22 protein-coding genes are annotated in these 23,280 nt (G+C 70.2%); 9 read left to right on the forward strand and 13 right to left on the reverse strand.

Features of this window, described 5'->3' with window-relative positions:
- Positions 1-24: 24 nt before the first annotated feature.
- The gene (locus tag HUG10_RS01095; RefSeq protein WP_179167795.1) at positions 25-810 is read left to right on the forward strand and encodes a 2-amino-3,7-dideoxy-D-threo-hept-6-ulosonate synthase; all 786 of its coding nucleotides are present in this window, start codon (positions 25-27) and stop codon (positions 808-810) included.
- An 89-nt stretch (positions 811-899) separates the two neighbouring features.
- Here the strand turns inward: HUG10_RS01095 and HUG10_RS01100 are convergent, their stop codons facing one another.
- Complete coding sequence (locus HUG10_RS01100; protein ID WP_218780631.1) at positions 900-1,562, reverse strand: HAD family hydrolase; 663 nt, start codon at positions 1,560-1,562, stop codon at positions 900-902.
- Between the two features lie 238 nt (positions 1,563-1,800).
- Between HUG10_RS01100 and HUG10_RS01105 the strand changes: the two genes are divergently transcribed.
- Positions 1,801-2,988, forward strand: a complete 1,188-nt coding sequence (locus HUG10_RS01105; RefSeq protein WP_179167796.1) for a 3-dehydroquinate synthase II — start codon at positions 1,801-1,803, stop codon at positions 2,986-2,988.
- Between the two features lie 92 nt (positions 2,989-3,080).
- On the opposite strand, the gene HUG10_RS01110 is transcribed toward HUG10_RS01105, so the two are convergent.
- Positions 3,081-3,770: a type I 3-dehydroquinate dehydratase gene (locus HUG10_RS01110; protein ID WP_179167797.1), complete on the reverse strand. Its 690-nt coding sequence runs from the start codon at positions 3,768-3,770 to the stop codon at positions 3,081-3,083.
- 96 nt (positions 3,771-3,866) lie between these two features.
- A complete protein-coding gene (locus HUG10_RS01115; RefSeq protein WP_179167798.1) occupies positions 3,867-4,835 on the reverse strand; it encodes a transcription initiation factor IIB in 969 nt (322 codons plus the stop codon).
- Positions 4,836-5,068: 233 nt separating this feature from the next.
- On the opposite strand from HUG10_RS01115, the gene HUG10_RS01120 reads away from it, so the two are divergent.
- Together HUG10_RS01120 and yjjX are read left to right on the forward strand one after the other, a co-directional pair.
- Positions 5,069-5,815 (forward strand): cobalamin-binding protein, encoded by a 747-nt coding sequence (locus HUG10_RS01120; RefSeq protein WP_179167799.1) that lies wholly within the window; start codon positions 5,069-5,071, stop codon positions 5,813-5,815.
- A gap of 138 nt (positions 5,816-5,953) precedes the next feature.
- Complete coding sequence (gene yjjX / locus HUG10_RS01125) at positions 5,954-6,478, forward strand: inosine/xanthosine triphosphatase (RefSeq protein WP_179167800.1); 525 nt, start codon at positions 5,954-5,956, stop codon at positions 6,476-6,478.
- A 240-nt stretch (positions 6,479-6,718) separates the two neighbouring features.
- On the opposite strand, the gene HUG10_RS01130 is transcribed toward yjjX, so the two are convergent.
- On the reverse strand, positions 6,719-8,608 hold the full coding sequence (locus HUG10_RS01130; protein ID WP_179167801.1) for a flippase-like domain-containing protein: 1,890 nt from the start codon (positions 8,606-8,608) through the stop codon (positions 6,719-6,721).
- A 256-nt stretch (positions 8,609-8,864) separates the two neighbouring features.
- On the opposite strand from HUG10_RS01130, the gene HUG10_RS01135 reads away from it, so the two are divergent.
- The gene (locus tag HUG10_RS01135) at positions 8,865-9,125 is read left to right on the forward strand and encodes a DUF7123 family protein (RefSeq protein ID WP_179167802.1); all 261 of its coding nucleotides are present in this window, start codon (positions 8,865-8,867) and stop codon (positions 9,123-9,125) included.
- A gap of 85 nt (positions 9,126-9,210) precedes the next feature.
- On the opposite strand, the gene HUG10_RS01140 is transcribed toward HUG10_RS01135, so the two are convergent.
- From HUG10_RS01140 to pyk, 5 genes are all read right to left on the reverse strand, one after another.
- Positions 9,211-9,819, reverse strand: coding sequence for a winged helix-turn-helix transcriptional regulator (locus HUG10_RS01140; protein WP_179167803.1), 609 nt, complete (start codon positions 9,817-9,819; stop codon positions 9,211-9,213).
- A gap of 78 nt (positions 9,820-9,897) precedes the next feature.
- Positions 9,898-11,085 (reverse strand): SPFH domain-containing protein, encoded by a 1,188-nt coding sequence (locus tag HUG10_RS01145; protein WP_179167804.1) that lies wholly within the window; start codon positions 11,083-11,085, stop codon positions 9,898-9,900.
- A 39-nt stretch (positions 11,086-11,124) separates the two neighbouring features.
- Positions 11,125-11,715, reverse strand: a complete 591-nt coding sequence (locus tag HUG10_RS01150; RefSeq protein WP_179167805.1) for an NfeD family protein — start codon at positions 11,713-11,715, stop codon at positions 11,125-11,127.
- A gap of 23 nt (positions 11,716-11,738) precedes the next feature.
- Positions 11,739-11,939, reverse strand: a complete 201-nt coding sequence (locus tag HUG10_RS01155; protein WP_179167806.1) for a DUF7312 domain-containing protein — start codon at positions 11,937-11,939, stop codon at positions 11,739-11,741.
- 118 nt (positions 11,940-12,057) lie between these two features.
- The gene (gene pyk / locus HUG10_RS01160) at positions 12,058-13,818 is read right to left on the reverse strand and encodes a pyruvate kinase (RefSeq protein WP_179170960.1); all 1,761 of its coding nucleotides are present in this window, start codon (positions 13,816-13,818) and stop codon (positions 12,058-12,060) included.
- Between the two features lie 407 nt (positions 13,819-14,225).
- Here pyk and dnaG point away from each other — a divergent pair, with 407 nt between their 5' ends.
- Positions 14,226-15,722 (forward strand): DNA primase DnaG, encoded by a 1,497-nt coding sequence (gene dnaG / locus HUG10_RS01165; RefSeq protein WP_179167807.1) that lies wholly within the window; start codon positions 14,226-14,228, stop codon positions 15,720-15,722.
- A gap of 51 nt (positions 15,723-15,773) precedes the next feature.
- On the opposite strand, the gene gpmI is transcribed toward dnaG, so the two are convergent.
- The gene (gene gpmI, locus HUG10_RS01170) at positions 15,774-17,309 is read right to left on the reverse strand and encodes a 2,3-bisphosphoglycerate-independent phosphoglycerate mutase (RefSeq protein ID WP_179167808.1); all 1,536 of its coding nucleotides are present in this window, start codon (positions 17,307-17,309) and stop codon (positions 15,774-15,776) included.
- Positions 17,310-17,528: 219 nt separating this feature from the next.
- On the opposite strand from gpmI, the gene HUG10_RS01175 reads away from it, so the two are divergent.
- The 3 genes from HUG10_RS01175 (at position 17,529) to HUG10_RS01185 (ending at position 21,658) form a co-directional block, all read left to right on the forward strand.
- Positions 17,529-19,970, forward strand: a complete 2,442-nt coding sequence (locus HUG10_RS01175; protein WP_179167809.1) for a hypothetical protein — start codon at positions 17,529-17,531, stop codon at positions 19,968-19,970.
- 120 nt (positions 19,971-20,090) lie between these two features.
- Positions 20,091-20,996 carry a pyridoxal 5'-phosphate synthase lyase subunit PdxS gene (gene pdxS, locus HUG10_RS01180; RefSeq protein ID WP_179167810.1) on the forward strand — a complete coding sequence of 302 codons (906 nt, stop codon included), beginning with the start codon at positions 20,091-20,093 and terminating at the stop codon, positions 20,994-20,996.
- Between the two features lie 182 nt (positions 20,997-21,178).
- Positions 21,179-21,658, forward strand: coding sequence for a thiol-disulfide oxidoreductase DCC family protein (locus tag HUG10_RS01185; RefSeq protein WP_179167811.1), 480 nt, complete (start codon positions 21,179-21,181; stop codon positions 21,656-21,658).
- On the opposite strand, the gene HUG10_RS01190 is transcribed toward HUG10_RS01185, so the two are convergent.
- From HUG10_RS01190 to HUG10_RS01200, 3 genes are all read right to left on the reverse strand, one after another.
- Positions 21,659-22,534 carry a homoserine kinase gene (locus HUG10_RS01190; protein ID WP_179167812.1) on the reverse strand — a complete coding sequence of 292 codons (876 nt, stop codon included), beginning with the start codon at positions 22,532-22,534 and terminating at the stop codon, positions 21,659-21,661.
- Between the two features lie 56 nt (positions 22,535-22,590).
- Positions 22,591-22,839: a hypothetical protein gene (locus HUG10_RS01195; RefSeq protein WP_179167813.1), complete on the reverse strand. Its 249-nt coding sequence runs from the start codon at positions 22,837-22,839 to the stop codon at positions 22,591-22,593.
- 97 nt (positions 22,840-22,936) lie between these two features.
- Positions 22,937-23,191 carry a hypothetical protein gene (locus HUG10_RS01200; RefSeq protein ID WP_179167814.1) on the reverse strand — a complete coding sequence of 85 codons (255 nt, stop codon included), beginning with the start codon at positions 23,189-23,191 and terminating at the stop codon, positions 22,937-22,939.
- Positions 23,192-23,280: the final 89 nt, after the last annotated feature.

Below are 23,280 nucleotides of genomic sequence, written 5' to 3' on the forward strand. Positions count from 1 at the left end.
CTTGGAAGAGAGTACCACACCCAGATGACGTTCGCAGGATTCGACGCACGACTCGACAGGATCTCGACAGCAGACAGGTTCCTCATCGTCCCGATGGACCACGGCATTACGATGGGTGCCGTGACGGGCCTGAAGGACATCGAGGCGACCATCGACGGCGTGACGCGCGGCGGCGCGGATGCCGTCCTCACCCAGAAGGGCATCGCCTCCCGCGTCCACGCCAACACGAACGGCGCGGGCTACATCGTCCACCTGAACGGCTCCACGACCATCGGGCCGGACGAGAACGACAAGCGCGTCACGGGGACCGTGAAGGGTGCCGTCCGCGCCGGCGCCGACGCCGTCTCGATGCACATCAACGTCGGCTCGACGTACGAGCCCGACCAGATCGAGTTCCTCGCACAGCTCACGGAGGACGCCGCGGACTACGGCCTCCCCGTGCTGGCGATGGCGTACGCCCGCGGCCCCGGCGTCGAGGGCGACGACCCCGAGGCGCTCGGCCACGCGGTCAGGCTCGCCGAGGAGCTCGGCGCCGACGTGGTGAAGACGGGCTACTCGGGCGACGGCGCCAGCTTCCAGCACGTCGTCGAGTCCACCAGACTGCCCGTCGTCATCGCGGGCGGGAGTCGGGGGACCAACCGGGAGACGGTGGAGATGGTCCGGGGCGCGATGGACGGCGGCGCGGCGGGCGTCTCGATGGGCCGCTCCGTCTTCCAGCACGACGACCCGGAGGCCATCGCGACGGCCGTCTCGGCGGTCGTCCACGAGGACGCGGACGTGGAGAACGCGCTCGCCGCGGCCGGGCTATAGGGGGGAGAGGCCGCGGGCCGTCGGAAACCGGGGAACGGAGTACGGTCGTCGGACTGTTTCGGTGGAGTTCTACGCCTACGAGGTGCGTTCTACACCAGCGCCGCGAGCCCCGCCAGCGACGGGAGCGTGTGGTCCGGTTCGGGGTCGTCGGGACCCAGTTCCGTCACGTCGGTCGGCGTCCACACGGTCTCCATGCCGAGGGCGTTCGCGCCAGCGACGTCCGCCCGGAGCGAGTCCCCGACGTAGGTCGTCGTCGCGGGATCGGCTTCCAGGTTCCCGAGCGCCCGCTCGAAGGGGTACGGCTCGGGCTTCACGCCGAACTCGGGTTCGGCGTACACGCGCGTCTCGAATCGGTCGGTGATGCCGAGCGCGTCCAGTTTCGTCCGCTGGGTGCCCCTGGCGCCGTTGGTCACGAGGCCGACCCGCCGACCGGAGTCGATGGCGGCTTCCAGCGCGTCGGCAGCGCCGTCGCGGAAGGAGACGGCTCCGTGGTCGATGGCGTCGTCGTACGCCAGGGCGATCGAGCCCGCGTCGGCGGGGTCGGCGCCGGCGCGCTCGGCGGCGACGCGGAGACAGCGCCGGTAGAACTCCACGTCGGACTCGGCCGGTTCGACGGCCGCCGCGGCGCTTCTGAGGTCGGTCGGGCCGCAGTACCGGTCGATACCGACGGCGTCGAACGCCGCGTCGAGGAGGGCGTCGGTGGACTGGTCGTGGACGCAGAGCGTCCCGTCCAGGTCGAAGAGGACCGTCACTTCTGATCGATGAGAGGTGGTGGTCGGATTTAAACGCACGGTTGCCCCGTTTTCGTCGCTGCGGTGGCCGATCTCGGTGTCGTCCTGCCGTGACGTTCCCTGCGACGACCGCTCCCGAGGCTGTCTTCGACGGGCCACCGGCCGCCTCGACACCATCGAATAGCCGTCGACCACTCCACCCTCCCCGGCGCACCCGTATCCGCCAAGTTCAAGCGGCCCCGATGTGAGCACTTTCCCAATGACACGAAAGCGGAGCGTTTGGCTTCGCGCCGACGACGGCGTGGGGGAGTGGGAGCGACGGAAACACCGCATCACCGCCGGGCTCGAGGCGGGGGTCGACTGGGTCCTGGTCGACGAGCGCGACGTGGCGAAGGTTCGGGAACTCGGGGCGGTGAACGTTGCAGCGTTCCGCTCTGACGCCGACGTCGACCTCATCGGCGACGCCGAGGAGGAGGGTGCGCTCGCCGACGCTTACGTCGTCGGCAAGGACGGCGAGGGCGACGGCACCGTCGAACTCCCGTCGGATTTCTCCGGCTCCGCGGACCTGACGACGCTCCGCCGCTCCGACAACCGGGCGCAGGGCGCCTACGTCCGCATCCTCGAGAAGGAGTACGAGGAGTTCGCCGAGGAGGCCGCCCGCGACGCGGAGTTCCTCGTCGTCGTCGGCGAGGACTGGAAGATCATCCCGCTGGAGAACCTCATCGCCCGCATCGGCGACGAGACGAACCTCATCGCCGGCGTCACCTCCGCCGACGAGGCCCGCACCGCGTTCGAGACGCTCGAACTCGGCGCGGAGGGCGTACTGCTCGACACGGAGGACCCCGACGAGATCCGCCGGACCGTCGAGGTGCGCGACGAGGCCGAACGGGAGTCGCTTGACCTCCAGCACGCCACCGTCACGGCCGTCGAGCAGACCGGCTCGGCCGACAGGGTCTGCGTCGACACGGGGAGCATCATGGCCGACGACGAGGGGATGCTCGTGGGCTCGATGTCGCGCGGGCTGTTCTTCGTCCACGCGGAGACGGCCGACTCGCCGTACGTCGCCTCCCGCCCGTTCCGCGTCAACGCCGGCGCGGTCCACGCCTACGTCCGCACGCCCGACGGCGGGACGAAGTACCTCTCGGAGCTCCGCAGCGGCGACAAGGTACAGCTCCTGAACACCGACGGCCGGACCCGCGACGCCATCGTCGGCCGCGTGAAGATCGAGAAGCGCCCGATGTTCCGCGTGCAGGCGGAGGTCGAGACGGACGAGGGCGTGGACGTCATCGAGACGCTCATCCAGAACGCCGAGACGGTGAAGGTCGCCACCGCGAACGGCCGGATCGCGGTCACGGACCTCGCCGAGGGGGACGAGGTGCTCGTCTACTACGAGGACGTCGCGCGCCACTTCGGCGAGGAAGTCGAGGAAAGCATCATCGAGCAGTAGCCGACGCGGTTGCACGGCCGGTCCCCTCGCGGTTCCTCCTCCGCGCTACCCTTCTGCACTCCTTTATCGTCCCGTACTCGATGTCCGCCCGGTCAGCGCAGTTCGTCGACCAGGTCCCGGAGCGTCGCCAGGTCGTACTGTCCCGGCGCGGTCGCGGCCTCGGCCCTCACGGGCGCGTAGCCGATCCTGGAGCCGTACACCGGCGCCACTGCCCTGGTGTGCTTCCCGGCCTCACCCATCGCCATCGTCGCGACCGTCTCGCCGCGAGCATCCGCCCGGTGCGTCGCGGAAAGCAGGGCCAGCGCGTCGTCCCTCCCGTGGGCCGTCGTCGCGAGTTTCCCCACGTCGCCGGCGTCGGCCGCGGCCGAGAGGAGCGCGTCGAGCGTCCCCGGGGCGGGCGTCCCCTCGAAGTCGTGGACGGACGCGACGACCGTCACGTCGCGCTCGCGCGCGGCGCCGACCAGGTCCGCGGGCGTCGCGTCGTTCGTCCCGACCGGGCGACCCCGGAGGGTCGCCAGTTCCACGTCGACCGCCTCGACGGCGTCGTGTTCGACGGCGGTCGAGAGGGCGTCGAGCCGGCCGTACGGCGGCGCCTCGCCGCCCTCCCACGTCGCCCTGTTGGTCACGAGCAGCGGGAGTTCGCCGTCGTAGTCGTCGAGCGCGTCCAGCGGCTCGTCGGCCAGGTCCATCCGGAACTCGATGCAGTCGGCGTGGTCCCGGGCATTGGGTTCCTCGGCGGGGTCGGCGGTGGCCGCCGCGAGCAGGAAGGACTCGACGTTCATGGCTTGGTGTCGCCCCCGCATCGCAAAATGGTTTCCCGACCGTCGGACTCTCGGAGCGGGTCGGCCCGGTTGGTTCCGGGAGGTGGTCCCGTGCTCTCAGGCGACGAGGCCTTCCTCGGCCTCGAGGAGTTCGTGGTACCGGTTGCGGATCGTGACCTCGGATATGTCCGCGACGTCCGAGACGGCCGCCTGGGTCGTCTTCTCGTTGCAGAGGAGCGCGGCGGCGTAGACGGCGGCCGCGGCGAGGCCGACAGGGGACTTCCCGGAGTGGACGCCCTTCTGCTTCGCGTTCCGCAGGAGCTCCTTCGCGCGGCGCTCGGCCTCGTCGGAGAGCCCCAGCGCGGAGGCGAACCGCGGGACGTACTGCTCGGGGTCGGCGGGCTTCACTTCCAGCTTCAGTTCGCGGACGACGTAGCGGTACGTCCGGGCGACCTCGTCCTTCTCGACGCGGGAGACGTCCGAGATCTCGTCGAGCGACCGCGGCACGCCGGCCATCCGCGCGGCGGCGTACGTGCAGGCCGTGGAGACGCCCTCGATGGAGCGCCCCGGCAGGAGGTCCTCCTCGAGCGCGCGACGGTAGATGACGGAGGCGGTCTCGCGGACGTTGTCGGGGAGGCCGAGCGCGCTCGACATCCGGTCGATCTCGCCGAGCGCCTGCTTGAGGTTGCGCTCCTTCGAGTCGCGCGTCCGGAACCGCTCGTTCCACTTGCGGAGCCGCCGCATCTTCTGGCGCTGGCGGGAGCCGAGCGACCGTCCGTAGGCGTCCTGGTCGCGCCAGTCGATGTTGGTCGACAGGCCCTTGTCGTGCATCGTGTTCGTCGTCGGGGCGCCGACGCGGCTCTTCTGGTCCTTCTCGGCGGCGTCGAACGCGCGCCACTCCGGCCCGCGGTCCACGGAGTCCTCCTCGACGACGAGTCCGCACTCCTCGCAGACGGTCTCGCCGTGCTCCTCGTCCTGGATGACGTTACCGTTACACTCCGGGCACGATAGCGTCTCGTCGGTCGTCTCTCGTTCGGTCCGCTCCTGTTCGGTCGTCTGTCGACGGGCGTTTGTTTTCTCGCTCATTTGGTAGGGCGAAAGCTCCCGGGTGACTGCCGAAAAAGGCCCGGGCGAGTTCTGTGTACAAAGGAAACGAGTGAGACGTTTAAATCAAACGGTGTCGTGCGTGCGTTCCATCCTCCGGTCGAACGCCCGTCGTCCACGACTTCACCGTTCTTGGCGAACACGAACCAAACGGGCGAGCCCGAACGGGGGCGACCGGACGTGAGGTATTTGAGCCGATGGAGCGACCTCCACCCATGAACGATCCCGCGATCCGCGTCGTCTCGCTCGCCCCGAGCGCCACCGCCACGGTGACGGCGATGGGTGCGGGCGACGCGGTGGTCGGCGTAACTGCCTACTGCGATCACGACGACGCGGAGATCCTGGGCGGCTGGTTGAACGCTGACCCCGACAGGGTCGCCGCCCTCGACCCGGACGTCGTCCTCACGAACGACGCGCTCCAGCGGGACCTCCGGGAGGACCTCCGCGACTGCGGACTCGACGTTCACCACCGAGAGCCGAGGACGCTCGAGGACGTGTTCGAGTCGATGGCCGCCGTCGGCGACGCGATCGGCCGCCCCGACGCGGGCGAACGCCTCGCCCGGGAGTGCGAGGAGCGCGTCGAGCGCGTCCGCGATGCGGTCGCCGGTCGCGACCGGCCGGTCGTCTACTGCGAGGAGTGGTCCGACCCGCCGATGGCGGCCGGGAACTGGGTTCCGGAGGCCGTGGCCGCCGCGGGCGGGCGCTACCCCTTCGTCGATCCGGGCGACCGGTCGCGCGAGGTCGACGACGGGGAGGTGCCCCTCGCCGACCCGGACTACGTCGTCCTCCACGTCTGCGGCGCCGGCGACCGCTCCGACCCCGCGGTCGTCGACGAGCGCGACTGGGACCTCGACGCGGCGGTCCACACCTTCGACGACGACCTGCTCAACCAGCCGAGCCCCCGCCTCGTCGACGGCGTCGAGGCGCTCGCCGGGGAACTTCACGGCGTGGACCTCGGCTGACGACGAACGATCCGCCTCGAGAACCCCGGGTGGAGGTGGAGGGGCCGCGGATGCCTTCGTGGTCGTCCGGCAGGTGGCCGTCCGAGGCGATCCCCGAAACCGCAACACCGACGTGGACGCCGTCGAATCACGTTCGCCATGAGAGTCGGCGTCGGTTCCGGGAACCCGGTCAAGGTCGAGGCGACGAGACGGGCGTTGACGAGCGAGGCGGACGAGTTCGGCGCCGACGCGACCGTCGAGGCGTGCTCGGTTCCGTCGGGCGTCCCCGAACAGCCGTCGGGCCGCGAGGAGACTCGCCGCGGCGCTGCGAACCGGGCGGAGGCCGTACTCGCGGAGGGGTACGACCTCGGCGTCGGCATCGAGGGCGGCGTCGCCGACGGCGGTGACGGCCACCTCGTGCTCGTGATGTGGGCGGTCGTGACAGATGGTGACCTGCGGGGCCGCGGCGCCGGTCCGAGCCTGACCCTCCCGGACGGCATCGCCGACCGCGTCCGTGCCGGCGAGGAACTCGGGCCGGTGATGGACGACACGCTCGGCGAGGACGACGTGGCGAGGCGACAGGGTGCCGCGGGAGCGCTCACCGCTGGGCGCGTCGACCGGACGGACGCCCTTCGGACCGCGGTCGCCGGGGCGCTCGGCCCGTTCGTAAGCTCGCTCTACTGACCGGACTTCCGATTCCGCGGCGATCGCCGCCGTAGTAGTGTAAATTATCTAAATATTTGACATTCTCATTTGGCAGACGTACCACCACACGTATCCCCAAGACCTCCGGTTTTCTCGGGCTCGCGACGATGATGTGCGTCGGACTGCACCAGAAATTCCTGCGGTCCCGGTCTCGGTCGGTTCTCCGGCCTCAGTCGTCGGTCGGTTCTCCGGCCTCAGTCGTCGGTCGGTTCTCCGGCCTCAGTCGTCGGTCGGGTCGATCTCGTCGGCCGTGTCCACGTCGGTGTCGATCTGTTCCGTCTCGTCCACCGCCGCGGTGAGCGAGACGTTCAGCCCGAGCATCGAGCCGACGCCGCCGACGACCGTGACGGCGTTCTTCACCGCGTGGTCGAGCACCGCGGCGGCGAACGCGACAGGCGCGGCGACGCCACCGAGCGCGACGACGAACGCCGTGAACGCGGCCTCGTACAGCCCGATGCCGCCCGGTGAGAGCGGGAGCACCTTCGCGAGGTTGCCGACCGAGACGGCGAAGAAGCCGACGGCGACGAGCTGGACGGTGGACATCGACGCGACCGCGTCCGGGAACGCCGCGAGGACGAGCAGCGCCGTCACGACGTCGAGCGTCCAGATGGCGACCGACTCGGCGCCGACGAGCAGAAACGACCGGCGCTGGCCGGCGACGGTCTGGACGCCGGCGACGAACTCCTCGAGGACGCCCGCGACGTAGTCGACGTACGAGTCCGAGGAGAACCGGCCGACGACCTCCCGCACGTAGTTGCGTTCCGTGCGGGCGGAGGCGACGATGACGAGCAGTCCGACGGCGGCGGCGAGCCCGACGGCGGCGGCGACGCGGACGGCCGTCTGGATCGCGCCCGCCGTCACGACGTCGCCGGAGACGTTGCCCGACACCGCGGCGGCCAGATCGCCCGTGCTCCCCGTCGCGAGCAGGCCCGCGAGCACTACCCCCGCCATCGCGGTGATGGTGAGCAGGTCGAACACGCGCTCGGCGGCCAGCGAGGCGAACCCCGTCGGATACGGGATGCCGCGCCGTGCCTTCACGACGTACGCCCTGACGGCGTCACCGGCCCGGGCGGGGAAGACGAGGTTCCCCATCTGGCTGATGAACACCGCCCCGGTGAGGAATCCGAGCTTCTCGCGATAGCCCAGCTCCGAGAGGATGTCTCGGTACCGCAGCCCGCGGAGCGGCCAGGAGAGGGTGTACACGACCGCCGCCGCGGCGACGAGCCCCATGTCCGCCTCGCCGAACGCCTCGAACACCTGATCCGGGTCGAGGTACAGCGTCATCAGCGCCAGCGCGGCGAACGTGAGCAGGGCGCCTGCGCCGACGGTCCGCCGCCGCGTGACGTGCGGAGTGACCGAGAGCTGCCACCACAATCTGAGGATCTGGCTCCCCATCCCGAACACGTCGCGGACGAGGTCGACCTTCGAGTCGCCCTTCGGCTCCCAGTCGACGGGGAACTCCGCGACGTCCATGCCGGCCCGCTGGGCGCGGACGAGCAGTTCGGTGTCCCAGAACCAGTGCTCGTCCTCCACCTCGTCGTGTAGCCGGTCGAAGGCGTCGCGGGAGAGGGCCTTGAACCCGCACTGGTGGTCCCGGAGGTCCGAGCGCAGAACCGTCCGCACGAGGAGGTTGAACCCGCGTGAGGGCACGCCGCGCTCGGGCGGTCGGTCGGCCCGTCGCCCCGGCATCCAGCGCGACCCCGTGGCGACGTCGGCCTCGCCCGAGCGGACCGTCTCCACGAGTTCCTCCAGGTGGCGCATGTCCGTCGCGAGGTCCGTGTCGAAGTAGACGAGGGTGTCGCCGGCGGCCCGCTCGAAGGCGAACTCCAGGGCACCACCCCGCCCCAGCCGCTTGTCGCTGTGGAAGTGGCGCACGCGGTCGTCCTCGGCCGCCAGCCGGTCGGCGATCTCCGGCGTCCTGTCGTCACAGCCGTCCTCGGCGACGATGACCTCGAAGGCGTCGTCCGGGAGGAACCCCGACAGCGTCTCCACGGTCGTTCGCACCGTGGCTTCGATGGTACGCTCCTCGTTGTAGGCGGGAAGGACGACGCTTACCGCGACAGGGCCGGGGTCCCCGGCCGGGATCGCGTCGCCACCGGCGCGACTCATTACCCCACTAGTCGGCCTCGGCGGTCAAAGAACCTTCCGTACCCTCCGGACGCGGTCGTACAGTATCGTTCGGCATGATTCGCCTTCTCGATCCGCCGCCCCCGGTGGTTCCAGGTAGGGTGACGTTTGACGACCGTACCGAGGTGGGGGGTCGCGGCTAGCGAGAACCAACCCGGGGGGAGGAAAACCGAGGGACTGTGCCGTGTTAAGGTGACGTACCAAATCCCCTATGCCGGAACCGTTCCCACTTTCGTGTATGAGTGCAACCGGCACGCCCGACGCCGCGTCCGCCCCCGCGGTGACCGACCTGACCGACAAGCAACTCCGCATCCTCGGCTACCTTCGTGACCGCGCCAGCGACCAGACGTACTTCAAGTCGCGGCTCATCGCCGAGGAACTGGGGATGAGCGCGAAGGAGGTGGGCGCGAACATGCCGGCCATCCGCGAGGCCGAGTTCGACCTCGACATCGAGAAGTGGGGGTACAGTTCCGGCACGACCTGGATGGTCACGGCCTGAGGCCCGACAGACGTCCGCCACGCTGACGCTCGTCCTCCCCTCGCCTCCCCGCGACCGATTGTTCGCCCTCCCGCCGGACCCCGTTCTACCCGTCGTAGCTGATGTACTCGGCCGCGTCGTCGGCGAACGCCGCCGCGTCCGGCCCGAACGAGTCGGCGTAGCGCACCAGCAGGGCGATGACCGTCTCCGGGTCGGCGACCGCGTAGCCGTCCGAGCGGTCGAGCAGGCCGGCCGTCTCGAGTTCGCCCGCGTAGTTGCTGACGGTCGCCCGCGACACGTCGAGCGCGCGGGCCACGTCCGCACCGGTCGCCGTCGGGTCGCGGAGGAGTTCGACGAGCATTCCCCGCGGGGTCGGTCGTCGGAGGTAGCCGAGCGCGACCATCTCGAACGACGAGAAGCGTCCGGCGGGGTAGTACCGCCGGTAGTCGCCGTCCTTCGTGGAGGTCACCTCGCCCGTCGACTCAAGTCGGCGGAGGTGATGCTGGGTCTCGCCGGTGCCGAGGCGGAGGTCGTCGCGGAGCTTCGAGAAGTGGGCGCCGGGCGTCGTCGCGAGGTAGCCGCGGATGGCGTCCCGGACGGCCGAGGTGTCCTCCTCGGCGGCCGCGGTGCCGCTCGCCACCAGCGGCGTCGCCGCCCCCAGGGCGGCGAACCGCCGGAGGGTCGCCCGTTTGTTCGCGTCCACTTCGCGCGTCACACGCCCTCGTAGAGTGGGGGTCCGCAAAAGGATGTCGTCGCCGGTCCGGGGGCGTCACCACCCGTCCGGGTTCGGTCGCTACTCGGTCTCCGACTCGGGTTCGGCCTCGCCGGCGGCCGATCCGTCGCTCTCGTCGATGACCTCGTCGGCGGGTTTGATGGTGTCCTCGGAGTTCGACTCCGAGATGATCTCGTCGGCGGACTTGATGTCGCCGGGGATGTCGCCGGACTTCACCGCCGCCGCCTCCTGTTCGAGCGCCTCGGTGTCCATCTCGGCGGCCTCGTCGATCTGGCCGAGGATCTCCTCGATGTCGTCCAGTCCGAGCATCTCGCGGGTCTCCTCGTCGAACTCCATCGAATCCAGCCCCTCGGAATCCTGGACGTCCGAGCCGGTCAGCTGCTTGCCGTAGCGGCCGACGAGCGAGGTGAGCTCCTGCGGGAGGACGAACGTCGTGGAGTCGCCCTGCCCGATGTCGACGAGCGCCTCAAGTCCCTTGTCGATGATGGCGCGCTCGCCCATCGACTCGGCCGACTTGGCGCGCAGCACGGTCGAGATGGCGTCACCCTGCGCCTCGAGGATTTGGCTCTGCTTCTCACCCTGGGCGCGGATGATGTTCGACTGCTTCTCGCCCTCCGCGGACTCGACGGCGGAGCGCCGTTCACCCTGCGCCTCCAGGATCATGGCGCGGCGACGGCGCTCGGCGGAGGTCTGCTGCTCCATCGCCTGCTGGACGTCCTTCGAGGGGTTGACCTCGCGGACCTCGACGGACTCGACGCGGATGCCCCACTCGTCGGTGGGCTCGTCGAGCTCCTTCCGGATGCGCGCGTTGATCTCCTGGCGCTTGTTCAGCGTGTCGTCCAGTTCCATGTCGCCCAGCACCGCACGGAGGGTCGTCTGGGCGAGGTTGGAGACCGCGGTCTTGTAGTCCTCGACCTCGAGGAACGCCTTCTTCGCGTCCATCACCTTGATGTAGACGACGGCGTCGGCGGTCACCGGCGAGTTGTCGCGGGTGATCGCCTCCTGGCGCGGCACGTCGAGGGTCTGCGTGCGCATGTCGAAGGTGTACGTCCGGGAGACGAACGGGGGGACGATGTTGATACCCGGTTCGAGCAGCTGTCGGTACTCGCCGAACACCGTGAGGGCCTGTTTCTCGTAGGCGTCGACGATGACGATCGCGGAGTACAGCGCCACGACGACCACGAGCAGGAACAGCAGCCCGAGGAACGCCGCGGTGAGTCCGGCGAACTGTAACGGAAGCGGGACCATGTGCGAGCCTTCTCGCCCCGGGGCTTAAGGGTTCGGCCCTCACTCCCGCTCGGTCTCGCGTTCCCGCTCGACGCCCGCCCGTCCGCCGTCGCCGTTCCCGGCCGACCGGGAGCGTCGCCCGCGTGCAAGTTCCCGGTCGATGTCGTCCATATCGCCCTCGAGCGATTCGACGGTGACGACGTTCCCGCCGCCGGGGTCGACGACCATCACCTCCGTGTCGACGGGAATATCGCCGTGGACCGACCGCGCCGAGTAGTAGGGGTTGAACCCGCCGCCGTCGAGTTTGATCTGCCCACCGGTAGGCGTCACCGTCTCGGTCACGCGCCCAGTCTCGCCCCGCAGGGAGGCCGAGTCGGACGTCTGCGCCTGACCCTTCCCACCGTAGATGTCGAACTCGCGGTAGCCGTAGAACGCCAGCGCGCCGAAGAGCATGACGAACAGCCCCAGCACGAACGGACCCGCGAGCGGGGGGATGAGCAGCCCCACCAGCCCCGCCGCCAGCAGCGCGATGCCGATGACGATCAGGTGCGCGCCCGGTGCGAGCGCCTCGAGTATGGAGATGACGAGGCCGGAGGCGACGAGCAACAGCGGGAGCGTGTCGGGCCCCAGGAGGTCGGACTGCAGGAGCATAGCGGGGTGTTGGGTGGCTGGTACTAAAGCGCCGCGACGAACACGAGCAGCGTGCCGAGGGCGCCGACGGTGACGAACAGCGCGTTCTCGAGGGTGATCCGTTCCGGCTCGATGGGTTCGGCCTCCGGCTGGACGATCCCGTTCTCGTCCACCTCGTCGAGCTGGAAGCGCCATCCGTTGTCGGAGTCGGCAGAGTCGTCGGAGCCGTCGGAGTCGTCAGTCATGTGATGGTGTTCGTCGCGCGGCGATAAAGGGGTGGCGGGCCGTCCTCGGGGTCCCCGGGTCGCCTGGCAGCGTTCCAGTACGTCGCCAGAATCGGACGTACACCGCCGAAGTAGGCCGTCACCGCTCTCCTGCGTGGGCCATGATGTTCCCCTCGTAGACGACGCCGCGTTCGGCGTCGAGGGTTACGGTGGAGTCGTCGGCGATCTCCGGCGGGATCGGCGCCCCGGAGACCATCGGAATCCCCCGTTCGCGGGCCACGAGCGCGGGGTACCCGGTCATGCCGGGCCGCGCGTCGACGATGCCGCCGAGCTTGCCCGTGTCGCCGACGAACTCGCCCTCGAAGTCGGCCGAGAGGATCGCGAGGCCGCCGTCGGGGAACTCTGAGAGGTCGCCGTCGCGGACGCGGCGGATCGGCCCGGCGACGCGACCGCCCACGACGGTCCGGCCGGTCGCCACCGTCTCGGCGGCGACGTGGAGCTTCAGCGTGTTCGTCGTGTTCGTCCCCTCGAGTTCGGTCATCATCCCGGAGAGCACGACGAGCGTGTCGCCGGACCGGGCGACGCCGGCCTCGAGCGCGGCCGACACGGCAGAATCCATGATGGACTCCACCCCGGCCGAGTAGTCGGAGTACATCGGCCGGACGCCCCACGAGAGGGCGAGCTGGCGGCGGACGTGGTCGTTCGGCGTCGTCGCCACGACCGGGACGCCGGGGCGGAACTTCGCCGTCTTCCGGGCGGTGTAGCCGGACTCGGAGGCGGCGACGACCCCTGCGGCGTCGGTGTCGCGCGCGAGATAGCGGGCAGAGCGGGCGAGCGCCTCCGTCCGGGAGTCGCCTTCGGCGTTCGGGACCCGGGCCTCCCGCGTCTCGGCGTACTCCTCGCTGTTCTCCACCTGCCTGACGATGCGGTGCATCGTCTCGACGACCCGGACCGGGTGGTCGCCGACGGCGGTCTCCCCCGAGAGCATCACGGCGTCGGTGCCGTCGAGCACGGCGTTGGCCACGTCGGAGGCCTCCGCGCGGGTCGGTCGCCGGGAGTGGACCATTGAGTCGAGCATCTCGGTCGCCGTGATGACGGGCGTCCCGGAGTTCACGCAGGTTCGAATGATCCGCTTCTGGATCATGGGGACGTCCTCCAGCGGACACTCGACGCCGAGGTCGCCGCGTGCGACCATCACGCCGTAGGACGCCTCGACGATTCCCGCCAGGTTCTCGACGGCCCCGGCCCGTTCGATCTTCGACACGATGGGGATGTCGCCGGCGCCGCGCTCGTCCAGCGCGTCGCTGACGGCGTACACGTCCTCGGCGTCGCGGACGAACGAGGCGGCGACGAAGTCGACCTCCGCCTCCGCGGCGAGGTCGAGTTCGGCCTCGTCGCGCTCGGTGATGGTGTCGAGTCCCAGCTCCACGCCGGGGACGTTCACCCCCTTCCGGGAGCTCAACTGGCCGCCCGAGTCGACGCGGGCGATGACGGCGCCGTCGTCGGTCACCCGGTCGACCGTGGTGTGGATGCGCCCGTCGTCGAGGAGCACGACGTCGCCGGCCTCGGCGCTGGCGATGGAGTAGCTGAGGCCGACCTCCTCCGGCGTCGCGGTGTCGCCCTCGACGAACCGCACCTGGGAGCCGGTTTCGAGTCGGATCGGCTCGTCGATCTCGGCGGTCCGGACTTCCGGCCCCTGGAGGTCGAGCATCGCGGCGAGCGGTCGGTCCGTCGCGTCGTCCACCGTCCGGATCGTGTCGATGAGTTCCCCCCGGTCCTCCGTCGTGCCGTGGCTGGCGTTCAGGCGCGCGACGGACATCCCGGCGTCCGCCAGCGCCCGGACCGTGGCGCGGTCGTCGGAGGCCGGCCCGAGGGTGCAGACGATCTTGGCGCGGCGCATGGTCATGTCGGGAGTGTTTCGGTGCCGATTTATAAAGGTGCGACGATGGGAGTCGGAACCGAGTGAACGCTGATCGTGCCGGTGGCTTCCCACGCTTGTCCGGGAGGTGACGACGATACGATCTCCTCGAACGGCTCCCCGCTGTAGGGTCCCGCGAGTCGCTGCGCGTTTCCCTGGACACGCTGCGCTCGGTAGGTTGACCGTTCGTCCACATCGCGGCGGGTCGGCCGGCGAGACGGGTTCGATTCGGGGGAATTCGGCGGATGGACTCGGTCACAGCTCTCGCTGAACTGTGCACACGCTGGGGCCGTGGTACGACAGGTATTTCCACGACGGCGAGCTTATATATTCAACGGTGACACGCGTCACCATCATATCACCATCATCGCCCCGAGGAGGGGTCTCACATGGACGACTCAGCAAAATATCTCATCCACGCGCGAATCACGGCCGACGGCGTCGTCGAACGCAGCGACGTCGTGGGCGCGGTGTTCGGCCAGACCGAGGGCCTGCTCGGCGACGAGCTGGACCTCAGGGACCTCCAGCAGTCCTCCAAGGTCGGCCGCATCGACGTCCACGTCGGCTCGGAGAACGGGCAGAGCTTCGGACAGATCACCATCTCGTCGAGCCTCGACAAGGTCGAGACATCCATCCTGGCGGCCAGCCTCGAGTCGATCACCCGCGTCGGGCCCTGCGAGGCCCGCGTCGAGGTGACGAACATCGAGGACATGCGCGCCGCCAAGCGACGCGAGGTCGTCGAACGGGCCAAGGAACTGCTCGCCGACTCCTTCGACGAGTCCGTCATGGACTCGACGGAGATCCTCGAGGAGGTCCGCGAGGCCCAGCGGGTCGAACGGATCGGCGAGTTCGAGGACCTGCCTGCCGGCCCCCGCGTCCGCGATTCCGACGCCGTCGTCGTCGTCGAGGGCCGCGCCGACGTGCTCACGCTCCTGAAGTACGGCGTCAAGAACGCCGTCGCCGTCGAGGGGACGAACGTCCCGGACGCGGTGGCGAGCCTCTCGGCCGAGCGCACGGTCACGGCGTTCCTCGACGGCGACCGCGGCGGCGAACTCATCCTCCGCGAACTCGCGCAGGTCGGCGACGTCGACTACGTCGCGTTCGCCCCCGAGGGCCGCTCGGTCGAGGACCTCGCCCGACACGAGGTGATGGCCGGGCTCCGCGACAAGGTCCCGTTCGACACGCTCGAACTCGACGGGGTCCAGTTCGACGAGTCGGGGGCCGAGCCGTCAGGCCCCGGTGCAGACGCGGGGTCCGTGGCGGCGACCGACGGTAGCGCCCGACCGGCGCCGGACGCCGACTCCCGCGACTCGGGCGTGGAGCGAACCGAATCGGCTGACGGGACTGCAACCCCGCCCGGACCGAACCTGTCGGAGATCGACCCTGACGGTACCGAGGGGGAGTCGAGCGCTACCGACGCCCCGGACAGCGAACCGGCCGTCGCGGACGACGCGGAAGTCGACGCCATCACCGAGGACGACGTCGACGCGGACGCCGACGCCACCGCCGACGACGAAGTCGCCGACGGTCCGACCGACCGGGGGCGAGTCGACTCGAACGGCGCCGCCGCGGCGGAGTCCGCGGGCTCCACGACGACGCTCAAGGACCACGTCCGTGGAGTCATCCGGGACGGTTCGAACCGCGCCCGCGTGCTCGACGCCGACTACGGCGTCCTCGCGGACGTCCCGGCAGCGGACGCCTTCGACGCCGTCTCCGGGGTCGAGGGTCGTCCTATCGCGCTCGTCCTCGACGGCGAACTCTCCCAGCGCGTGCTGGACGTGGCGGCCCAACGCGGCGTCGAACAGATCGTCACGGAGACGGAGGGCGAGTTCGTGAAGCGCCCAACGTCGGTGCGGGTGCTCACCGCCGACGCGCTCTCCCCCTAGCTACCGGATCGACCCCCGTCGCGACGGTCCCGTTGCTCCCCCGTCACGCCACTACTCCAGCAGCGACTCGCCCGTCATCGCGGCCGGCTTCTCGAGACCGACGAGTTCGAAGATCGTCGGCGCGATGTCGGGGAGCGACCCGCCGGTCCGAATCCGGCGGCCGCCGTCGGTCCCATCCGGGCCAACGTAGACGAAAGGCACCGGCGCAAAAGTGTGGGCAGTGTGCGGGTTCTCGAGGGTACCCATGTCGTCCGCGTTCCCGTGGTCGGCGGTGACGAGCAGGTGGCCGCCGGCCTCCCGGACCGCCTCCGCGAGTCGGGCCAGTTCGCGGTCGACGACCTCGACGGCCGCGACCGCCGCGTCGAAGTCGCCCGTGTGCCCGACCATGTCGGGGTTCGCGTAGTTGAGCACGAGTAGGTCGGGGTCGTCCGAGCGGACGATGTCGACCGCCGTGTCGGTCACCTCGACGGCGCTCATCTCTGGGCGCGCGTCGTAGGTGGGAACGTCGGGCGAGGGGACGATCTCCCGCCGCTCGCCGGGGAACTCCACCTCGCGACCGCCGTTCAGGAAGTAGGTGACGTGGGCGTACTTCTCGGACTCGGCGATGCGGAGCTGGGTGAGCCCCGCCTCCGAGATCACCTCACCGAGCGTGTTCGCGGGCTGGTGGGGCGGGAACGCGACCGGGAGGTCGAACGTCGCGTCGTAGTCGGTCATGGTCGCGACGTGGACGGCGGGCGGACTGGTCACGACGCCCTCTGCCGCCCAGTCCTCCGGGCGGATGTCCGCCAGCATCCGGGTGAGCTGGCGGGCGCGGTCGGCCCGGAAGTTGAAGAACACGAGCGCGTCGCCGTCGGCGAGGGCCGGCCCGCCCTCGATCACCGTCGCCTCGACGAACTCGTCCGTCTCGCCGCGCTCGTAGCTCGCCTCGACGGCCTCGACTGCCGAGGGGGCGACGTGCTCCGCCTCGCGGTTCACGATGGCGTCGTACGCCCGCTTCGTCCGGTCCCAGTTCTCGTCGCGGTCCATCGCGTAGTAGCGCCCGGTGACCGTCGCGACGTCGCCGGTTCCCCGCGCCTCCACGACGGTTTCGAGATCGGCCAGGAAGCCGGCGCCGGATTTGGGCGCCGTGTCGCGGCCGTCCGTGAAGGCGTGGGTCACGGCCTCCACCCCGCGGTCGGCGGCGGCCTCGACGAGCGCGTACAGGTGTTCCTCGTCGGAGTGGACGCCGCCGTCGCTGACGAGTCCGGCGAAGTGGACGCGGCCGCCGGTGGCCTCGACGTGGTCGAACGCGCCGGCGATCGCCTCGTTGGTCGGGAGGTCGCCGGCCTCGATGGCGTCGTTGATGCGGGTGTACTCCTGGTACACCGTGCGTCCGGCGCCGATGTTCACGTGGCCGACCTCGCTGTTACCCATCTGGTCGTTCGGGAGCCCCACGTTCCGCCCGTACGACCCGAGCGTCCCGAACGCGCCTACCGAACGGAGCCGGTCGAACGTCGGGGTGTCGGCGGCCCGCACGGCGTCCCTGTGCTCGGGGGACTCCCGCTCCGAGAGCCCCCAGCCGTCGAGAATCACGAGCGCGGCCTGCATGTGAACTACCACCGCCCCGCGCGGTATCACTTCGTCGGTGTCCTGACGGCGACGGACCTTTCATCCCGGAGCGGGTAAGCCGTGACTAGACGGGGGGAGACGACCGTGCAACTCACGCGACGCAAGCTACTGGTAGGGGGGGCGACGGGAGCGGCGGCCATCGGCGCCGCCGCTCTTCTCTCCGAAAGGGGGTCGCCGACCCCGCCACCGACGAAACAGATGGAGGAGGATCGCGAGCGACGGCTCGCCGAACTGTTCGCGCCGGATCTCTACTTCGGCGCCGCCGAGGCGTGGTACCCGACCGACCCGCGGAACTACGAGTCGGAGACCGACGACGGGAGGACCATCGTGGACGGGTTCGACGCCCTCGACGGCTACGCGAGGGAGGTCACGGAGGCGGATGGCCTGCCCGCGCCGATCGCGTTCTACCACGGCCGGTTCTACGAGGGGACCGACCTCGGCGTGATCCAGTTCTGGTTCTACTCCGCGTTCGACCAGTTCTCCGTGAACTTCCACTGGCACGACTGGGAGGTGCTCCACGTGTTCTTCGACCTCGAGAGCGAGGAGCCCGAACTGTTCGTCGCCAGTTCCCACTCGCGGAAGGTGCCCAACAACGAGTTCCTCGACCCCGACGAGACGCGGCCGGCCGTCATCTCGGAGGTGGGGAGCCACTCGAGCGCGCTGGGGATGAACCAAGAGCGCGACACGTTCCAGCGTTTCCCCCTCGGCGGCGACATCGCCGACATCACGAACAGCGTCCTCGACCTGATCGACATCCCCGCGGCGTACGGGCTCCCCCGGGACGAGGGGTTCGCGCTGCCCTACGCCGTCCCGGAACTGGACGGAACGCCGGTGTACGACCTCCCAGAACTGCCGAACGTCACCGCCGAGCACCTCGTCCCGGCGGAGCTGACGATCGACCCGTTCGACGAGTACGACTCGCCGCCGACCGAACTGCCGACCAGGGAGCGCGGGCTCCACCTGCGGTCGGAGAACCACCCGGACGCGGACGGAGCCGACGGCACCTACGCGCTCGAACACACCGACGCCGTGAACCACATCGAGGCGTTCACCGGTCCGCAACTGAGCTTCCAGTTCGCGGTCCCCCGGTTCGCCGAGGACGCGATCGCCGGCCACATCACCACCACGGGCGTCCCGTGGCACCAGCCGCGGTTCACGAACCCCGCCGCGGACGTGACCGACCCCATCCACCGGAGCGCCCTCTCGGACCGGTACGAACTCGACATCAGCGGCACGCTCGGCGACGTCGTCGGCGTCCTCCGCGAGGCGACGACGTCCGACGAGGCGCCGGGGAGCAACGGCATCGACACCCGGAGCGTCCGCGTCGAAGGGGTCGCTCGGCTGGAGTCGGTGCCCGAAGCCGTGCCGACGTGGCACGGCGTCGCCGCGTTCCGCGACGTGCCGGAGGGTGGCCACCGCCTGACGGTGAACGGCGCCGGCCTGGCCCCCTACGCCGAACGCCTCGACCACGAGGAGGACGGGACGCCGACCGCGGCCGGTGCGGACGGCGCGGTGATCTCCCCGCCCAACGAGGACGCCGTGAAGGTCCGGGCGGGTGCCGGGTCGGACGGACCATCGGTCGCCGACGTGACCGTCGAGGACGACTTCGCCGGAGCCGTCTACGCCGGTCGCCCCATCGTGGGGGAGGAGGGCGGCTTCGGGACGTACGTCCACCGGAACGGGGCGTTCACCGCCGAGATCACCGACGAGGAGGGGGAGGCCGGTGCGTTCCGGGTCAACCCCGACGCCGACCAGACGACCGCGACGGTGGCCGACCTCCGAACGGGGAAGGCGGCGCTCGCCGGCTTCGTCGACACGCTCCTCTCGGAGACGCTCGTCCAGACCGACTCCGTCGCGGAGAACGGCATCGACGCCATCGACGATGTGCCGACGCCGGACGACACGGTCGAACGCGGGGACGAGGCGGCGGCCGCCGTCGATGAGGCGGCTTCGAGGGTGGAGGCGGCGACGAACGGGACCGTCGACGACGTCCGGAACGGAACCGGTGACGGCGTTCCGAACGGGACCGACGGCGACGTGGTGAACGGAAGCACCGGACCGAACTGTCCGTCCGACGGGAGCGCCACCGGCGACGTCCTCACGGCCGCGAACGACACGGGCGACGACGTGCTCACGAGCGCGGACGGGACGACCGACGACGTCCTGAACGGGACCGTCACGGACGACGGTACGACTGCCACCCCGACCGAGACCGACGACGGCCTGCTCGACGACGTCGACGACGACGGCGAGGAGGACCCCTTCCGCGACGAGTCGACGACCGCGAGCCCGGAGGACGGCGACGGGACGGACGACGCCGGCGACGGAACAGGGACGGAGGGCGGGAGGAACGGTGGTGGAAACGGTCCGGGAAGCGACCTCCCTCCCGGTTTCCCCGGGCTCCTCCGCGCGCTGGAGGCGTCGAGGCGGCAGGCGTCCCGCGCGGCCGAAGCTGCGGAGAACGGGAACGCGGAGGCTGCGGACCGGCGGCTTCACGGACTCCGGACGAGGCTCTCGGCGATCCTCGACGTGATCCACCGGGACCGCGGGCGGTTCCCGGAGACGTTCCCTGCGCTCGTGGAAAAGCGGGTCGCCCAGGCCGATCGTCGGATCGAGCAGGCGCTCGACTCGTCGTCCTGAGGCCCGGTCTGGCGCCGCCCGGTTCCGCGGAGAACGACCGGCTACTGGTTGCACGACTCGGGGTGAGGGACGTTCCCGGTGAAGGGCACTCGTTAAGTGTGCGTACCCGTACCTCAACGTATGAGCGAGACGGACCTCGAAGACCTCAAGCGCGGAACCGACCTCGTGAAGCGCGGTTTCGCGCGGATGCAGAAGGGCGGCGTCATCATGGACGTCGTCGATCCCGAGCAGGCGCGTATCGCGGAGGACGCGGGCGCTGTGGCGGTCATGTCCCTGGAGGCGGTCCCGGCGGACATCCGCAAGCGCGGCGGCGTCGCGCGGATGGCCGACCCCGGAAAGCTCGAGGAGATCATCGACGAGGTGTCCATCCCGGTGATGGGCAAGTGCCGCATCGGCCACACGGCCGAGGCGCAGATCCTCGAGGCGACGGGCGCCGACATGGTGGACGAGTCCGAGGTGCTCACCACGGCGGACGAGCGCTACCACATCGACAAGCGCGAGTTCACCGCGCCGTTCGTCTGCGGCGCCCGGAACCTCGGCGAGGCGCTCCGGCGCATCGACGAGGGCGCGGCGATGATCCGCACGAAGGGCGAGGCCGGCACTGGCGACGTGAACCAGGCCGTGACCCACCAGCGCTCCATCCAGCGCTCCATCCGCCAGCTTTCGGGCATGGCGTTCGAGGAGCGCGACGAGTGGGCGCGGAAGAACGAGGCGCCGCGCGACCTCGTCCACGAGACGGCCGAGATGGGCCGGCTCCCGGTCGTAAACTTCGCGGCCGGCGGCATCGCCACGCCGGCCGACGCCGCGCTGATGATGCAGCACGGCTGCGACGGCATCTTCGTCGGCTCGGGGATCTTCGGCGCGCAGGACCCCGCGAAGATGGGTTCGGCCATCGTCAGGGCCGTCAACAACTACGACGACCCTGAGACCCTGAAGGAGATCGCCAAGGGGATCGGCCGCGGCATGAAGGGCCAGGCGAACGAGACGATGCCCGAGGAGGAGAAGCTCCAGGGTCGCGGCGTCTGAGCGGGTCGAGTAGACCGAACACACCACCGCACGACGAACCTTTTTGAACGATGACGGGGCCACACGCCCCGTGACCTGACGAGTCGCCGCAGGGCAGCGAGCGATCGCGCGGCGGACTGCCCAGCAGACGAACGCGCCGCCTGTCAGCCAGGTTCATCCATCGCGGGCACGTACGTCGGCACATGAGCGACGAGGGTTCCGCCGCGGACGACCCGCTCGCCGGACTCGACACCACAGAGCACCCCGTCCTCCTCTTCGATGGCGTCTGTAACCTCTGCAACGGCGTCGTTCGAAACGTCGTCCGGTTCGACGCGGCCGGGACGTTCCGGTTCGCCCCGCTCCAGTCGGAGGTCGGACGGGCGCTGCAGGAGCGACACGGCCTCGACGCCGACGAATTCGACTCGTTCGTGCTCGTCGAGGGCGGTCGCGCCTTCGAGAAGTCCACCGCTGCGCTCCGGGTCGCGCGCCGCCTCGACGGCCCGTGGCCGCTCCTCTGGCCGCTCGTGTACAGCCCCGAACGACTGCGCGACGCGGGCTACGACCTCGTCGCGTCCCGCCGCTACCGGCTGTTCGGACGGACCGACGAGTGCCAGCTCCCGCCGCCAGAGCTCCGCGAACGGTTCGCCGACCGGGCGCTGGACGACGTGAGCGGGACCCAGTAGCTACAGTATCGTCGCGCCCCGCCCGACCCGGGTCTGGTAGGCCCGCGCCCCGACGCCGGCGTCGGCGAACGCTTCGACCATCGCTCCGGCGACCGCGCGGCGCTTCTCGGGGTAACACACCGCGAGCAGCGACGGTCCGGCGCCACTCACCGTGACGCCGGTCGCGCCGGTGTCGAAGGCCGCGTCCCGGACGGCGTGGTAGCCGGTGATGAGCTCCGCGCGCGCCGGGGTCACGACCGGGTCGTCCATCCCCTCGCCGACGAGCGTCGGGTCCGACCGGCACATCCCGGCGGTGAGCGTCGCGGCGTTCCCGACCGTCTCGACGTGGTCGGCCATCGAGAGCGACTCGGGGACCACCTCGCGCGCGTCGCGGGTCGAGACTGCCACCTCGGGCAGGCAGGCGACGAGCGAGACGTCCGCGTCGACGCGGGTGACGTCGTCGCCGCGGATGATCGTGAAGCCGCCGAGCAGCGACGGGGCCACGTTGTCCGCGTGCGCGGTGCCGGAGACGACGGCCTCGCCCTTCGCGGCGACCGACACGAGCTCCTTCGGGGTGTGGCCGCGGTCGTAGAGTTCGTTCAGGGCGAGCGCGGCTGCGGCCGCGGAGGCGGCAGAGGAACCGAGTCCCGAGGCCGGGCGGACGCCCTTGTCGATGCTGATGTGTGCGGGCGCCTCGAGCGCCTCGGCGACAGCGCCGACGGTGTTACCGTCCGGATCCTCGGGGATGTACTGTGCACCCGCGCCGGTGACGTCGATCGACGTCTCGCTCGCGCGCTCGACGGTGACGGTGTCCGCTGGGCGTTCGAGGGCGACGCCGAAGGTGTCGTACCCACTCCCGAGGTTAGCGCTCGTCGCCGGGGCGCGGGCGGTGACCATGGCGAATCGGTGTGATGGGGTGGGCAAAAGGGTTCGCGTTCGACCGAACAGTTCCGCTAGTCCCGCGCCGTCACGAACAGCAGCGGCCCGACCACCAGGAGGACGATGCCGAGGAACAGGTAGTGGACCGGCACGAGGTTCTGGGGCGTGAGCATGAACACGATTCCGAAGAGGATCGTGTTGAGCGCGAGCACCTTACGCGAGAGCAGCAACGTCGCCACCGTCGTGAGGATGAACCCGAGCAGGATCGCCTGCCCCACGTTGTAATCGAGCAGGAAACTGTCGATGACCTGTAGCGGCAGCATTCTTACACCGAGTTGGCTTCGGGGCCCGCATTAACGTTCCGTTCTTCCCGTCGAATTCCGGTGGATGGGCGACGCGGCCGGACGCCGTCCGCCGACCTCACTCCTTCCCGTCGCGGCCCGACTCGTCGGTCGGCCCGGTGATGTCCAGCGGGCGGATCCAGCCGTACCAGAGGACGAAGACGGTGCCGCCGTAACCGAGGATGAACACGATGCGGCCGAGTTCGTTGTAGCCGAGCAGGCCCAGTTGGCGGCGGACAATCCCGGTCCCGGCGATACCGACGACCAGCACGACCGCGAGCAGGATGCGATCGCGCGTGACGAGCGTCCGCCAGTTCCCGTCGGAGTCGGTCATGGTCCTGCTCGGTTCGCCCGGCAGGTGAACCCCCCGATTCCGACCGCGCCGTGGCACCACGCGGCAGGGCGACGCAAGGGCTATACGGT

This window comes from Halorarum halophilum, assembly GCF_013401515.1.
Classification (GTDB): Archaea; Halobacteriota; Halobacteria; order Halobacteriales; family Haloferacaceae; genus Halorarum; species Halorarum halophilum.

Bases quoted from the DNA above. Each gene is read 5' to 3' on its own strand.
- HUG10_RS01095 (WP_179167795.1), top strand. From the start codon at position 25: ATGACGTTCGCAGGATTCGACGCACGACTCGACAGGATCTCGACAGCA.
- HUG10_RS01105 (WP_179167796.1), top strand. From the start codon at position 1,801: ATGACACGAAAGCGGAGCGTTTGGCTTCGCGCCGACGACGGCGTGGGG.
- HUG10_RS01110 (WP_179167797.1), bottom strand. From the start codon at position 3,770: ATGAACGTCGAGTCCTTCCTGCTCGCGGCGGCCACCGCCGACCCCGCC.
- HUG10_RS01115 (WP_179167798.1), bottom strand. From the start codon at position 4,835: ATGAGCGAGAAAACAAACGCCCGTCGACAGACGACCGAACAGGAGCGG.
- HUG10_RS01120 (WP_179167799.1), top strand. From the start codon at position 5,069: ATGAACGATCCCGCGATCCGCGTCGTCTCGCTCGCCCCGAGCGCCACC.
- yjjX (WP_179167800.1), top strand. From the start codon at position 5,954: ATGAGAGTCGGCGTCGGTTCCGGGAACCCGGTCAAGGTCGAGGCGACG.
- HUG10_RS01130 (WP_179167801.1), bottom strand. From the start codon at position 8,608: ATGAGTCGCGCCGGTGGCGACGCGATCCCGGCCGGGGACCCCGGCCCT.
- HUG10_RS01135 (WP_179167802.1), top strand. From the start codon at position 8,865: ATGAGTGCAACCGGCACGCCCGACGCCGCGTCCGCCCCCGCGGTGACC.
- HUG10_RS01145 (WP_179167804.1), bottom strand. From the start codon at position 11,085: ATGGTCCCGCTTCCGTTACAGTTCGCCGGACTCACCGCGGCGTTCCTC.
- HUG10_RS01150 (WP_179167805.1), bottom strand. From the start codon at position 11,715: ATGCTCCTGCAGTCCGACCTCCTGGGGCCCGACACGCTCCCGCTGTTG.
- HUG10_RS01155 (WP_179167806.1), bottom strand. From the start codon at position 11,939: ATGACTGACGACTCCGACGGCTCCGACGACTCTGCCGACTCCGACAAC.
- pyk (WP_179170960.1), bottom strand. From the start codon at position 13,818: ATGCGCCGCGCCAAGATCGTCTGCACCCTCGGGCCGGCCTCCGACGAC.
- dnaG (WP_179167807.1), top strand. From the start codon at position 14,226: ATGGACGACTCAGCAAAATATCTCATCCACGCGCGAATCACGGCCGAC.
- gpmI (WP_179167808.1), bottom strand. From the start codon at position 17,309: ATGCAGGCCGCGCTCGTGATTCTCGACGGCTGGGGGCTCTCGGAGCGG.
- HUG10_RS01175 (WP_179167809.1), top strand. From the start codon at position 17,529: ATGGAGGAGGATCGCGAGCGACGGCTCGCCGAACTGTTCGCGCCGGAT.
- pdxS (WP_179167810.1), top strand. From the start codon at position 20,091: ATGAGCGAGACGGACCTCGAAGACCTCAAGCGCGGAACCGACCTCGTG.
- HUG10_RS01185 (WP_179167811.1), top strand. From the start codon at position 21,179: ATGAGCGACGAGGGTTCCGCCGCGGACGACCCGCTCGCCGGACTCGAC.
- HUG10_RS01190 (WP_179167812.1), bottom strand. From the start codon at position 22,534: ATGGTCACCGCCCGCGCCCCGGCGACGAGCGCTAACCTCGGGAGTGGG.
- HUG10_RS01195 (WP_179167813.1), bottom strand. From the start codon at position 22,839: ATGCTGCCGCTACAGGTCATCGACAGTTTCCTGCTCGATTACAACGTG.
- HUG10_RS01200 (WP_179167814.1), bottom strand. From the start codon at position 23,191: ATGACCGACTCCGACGGGAACTGGCGGACGCTCGTCACGCGCGATCGC.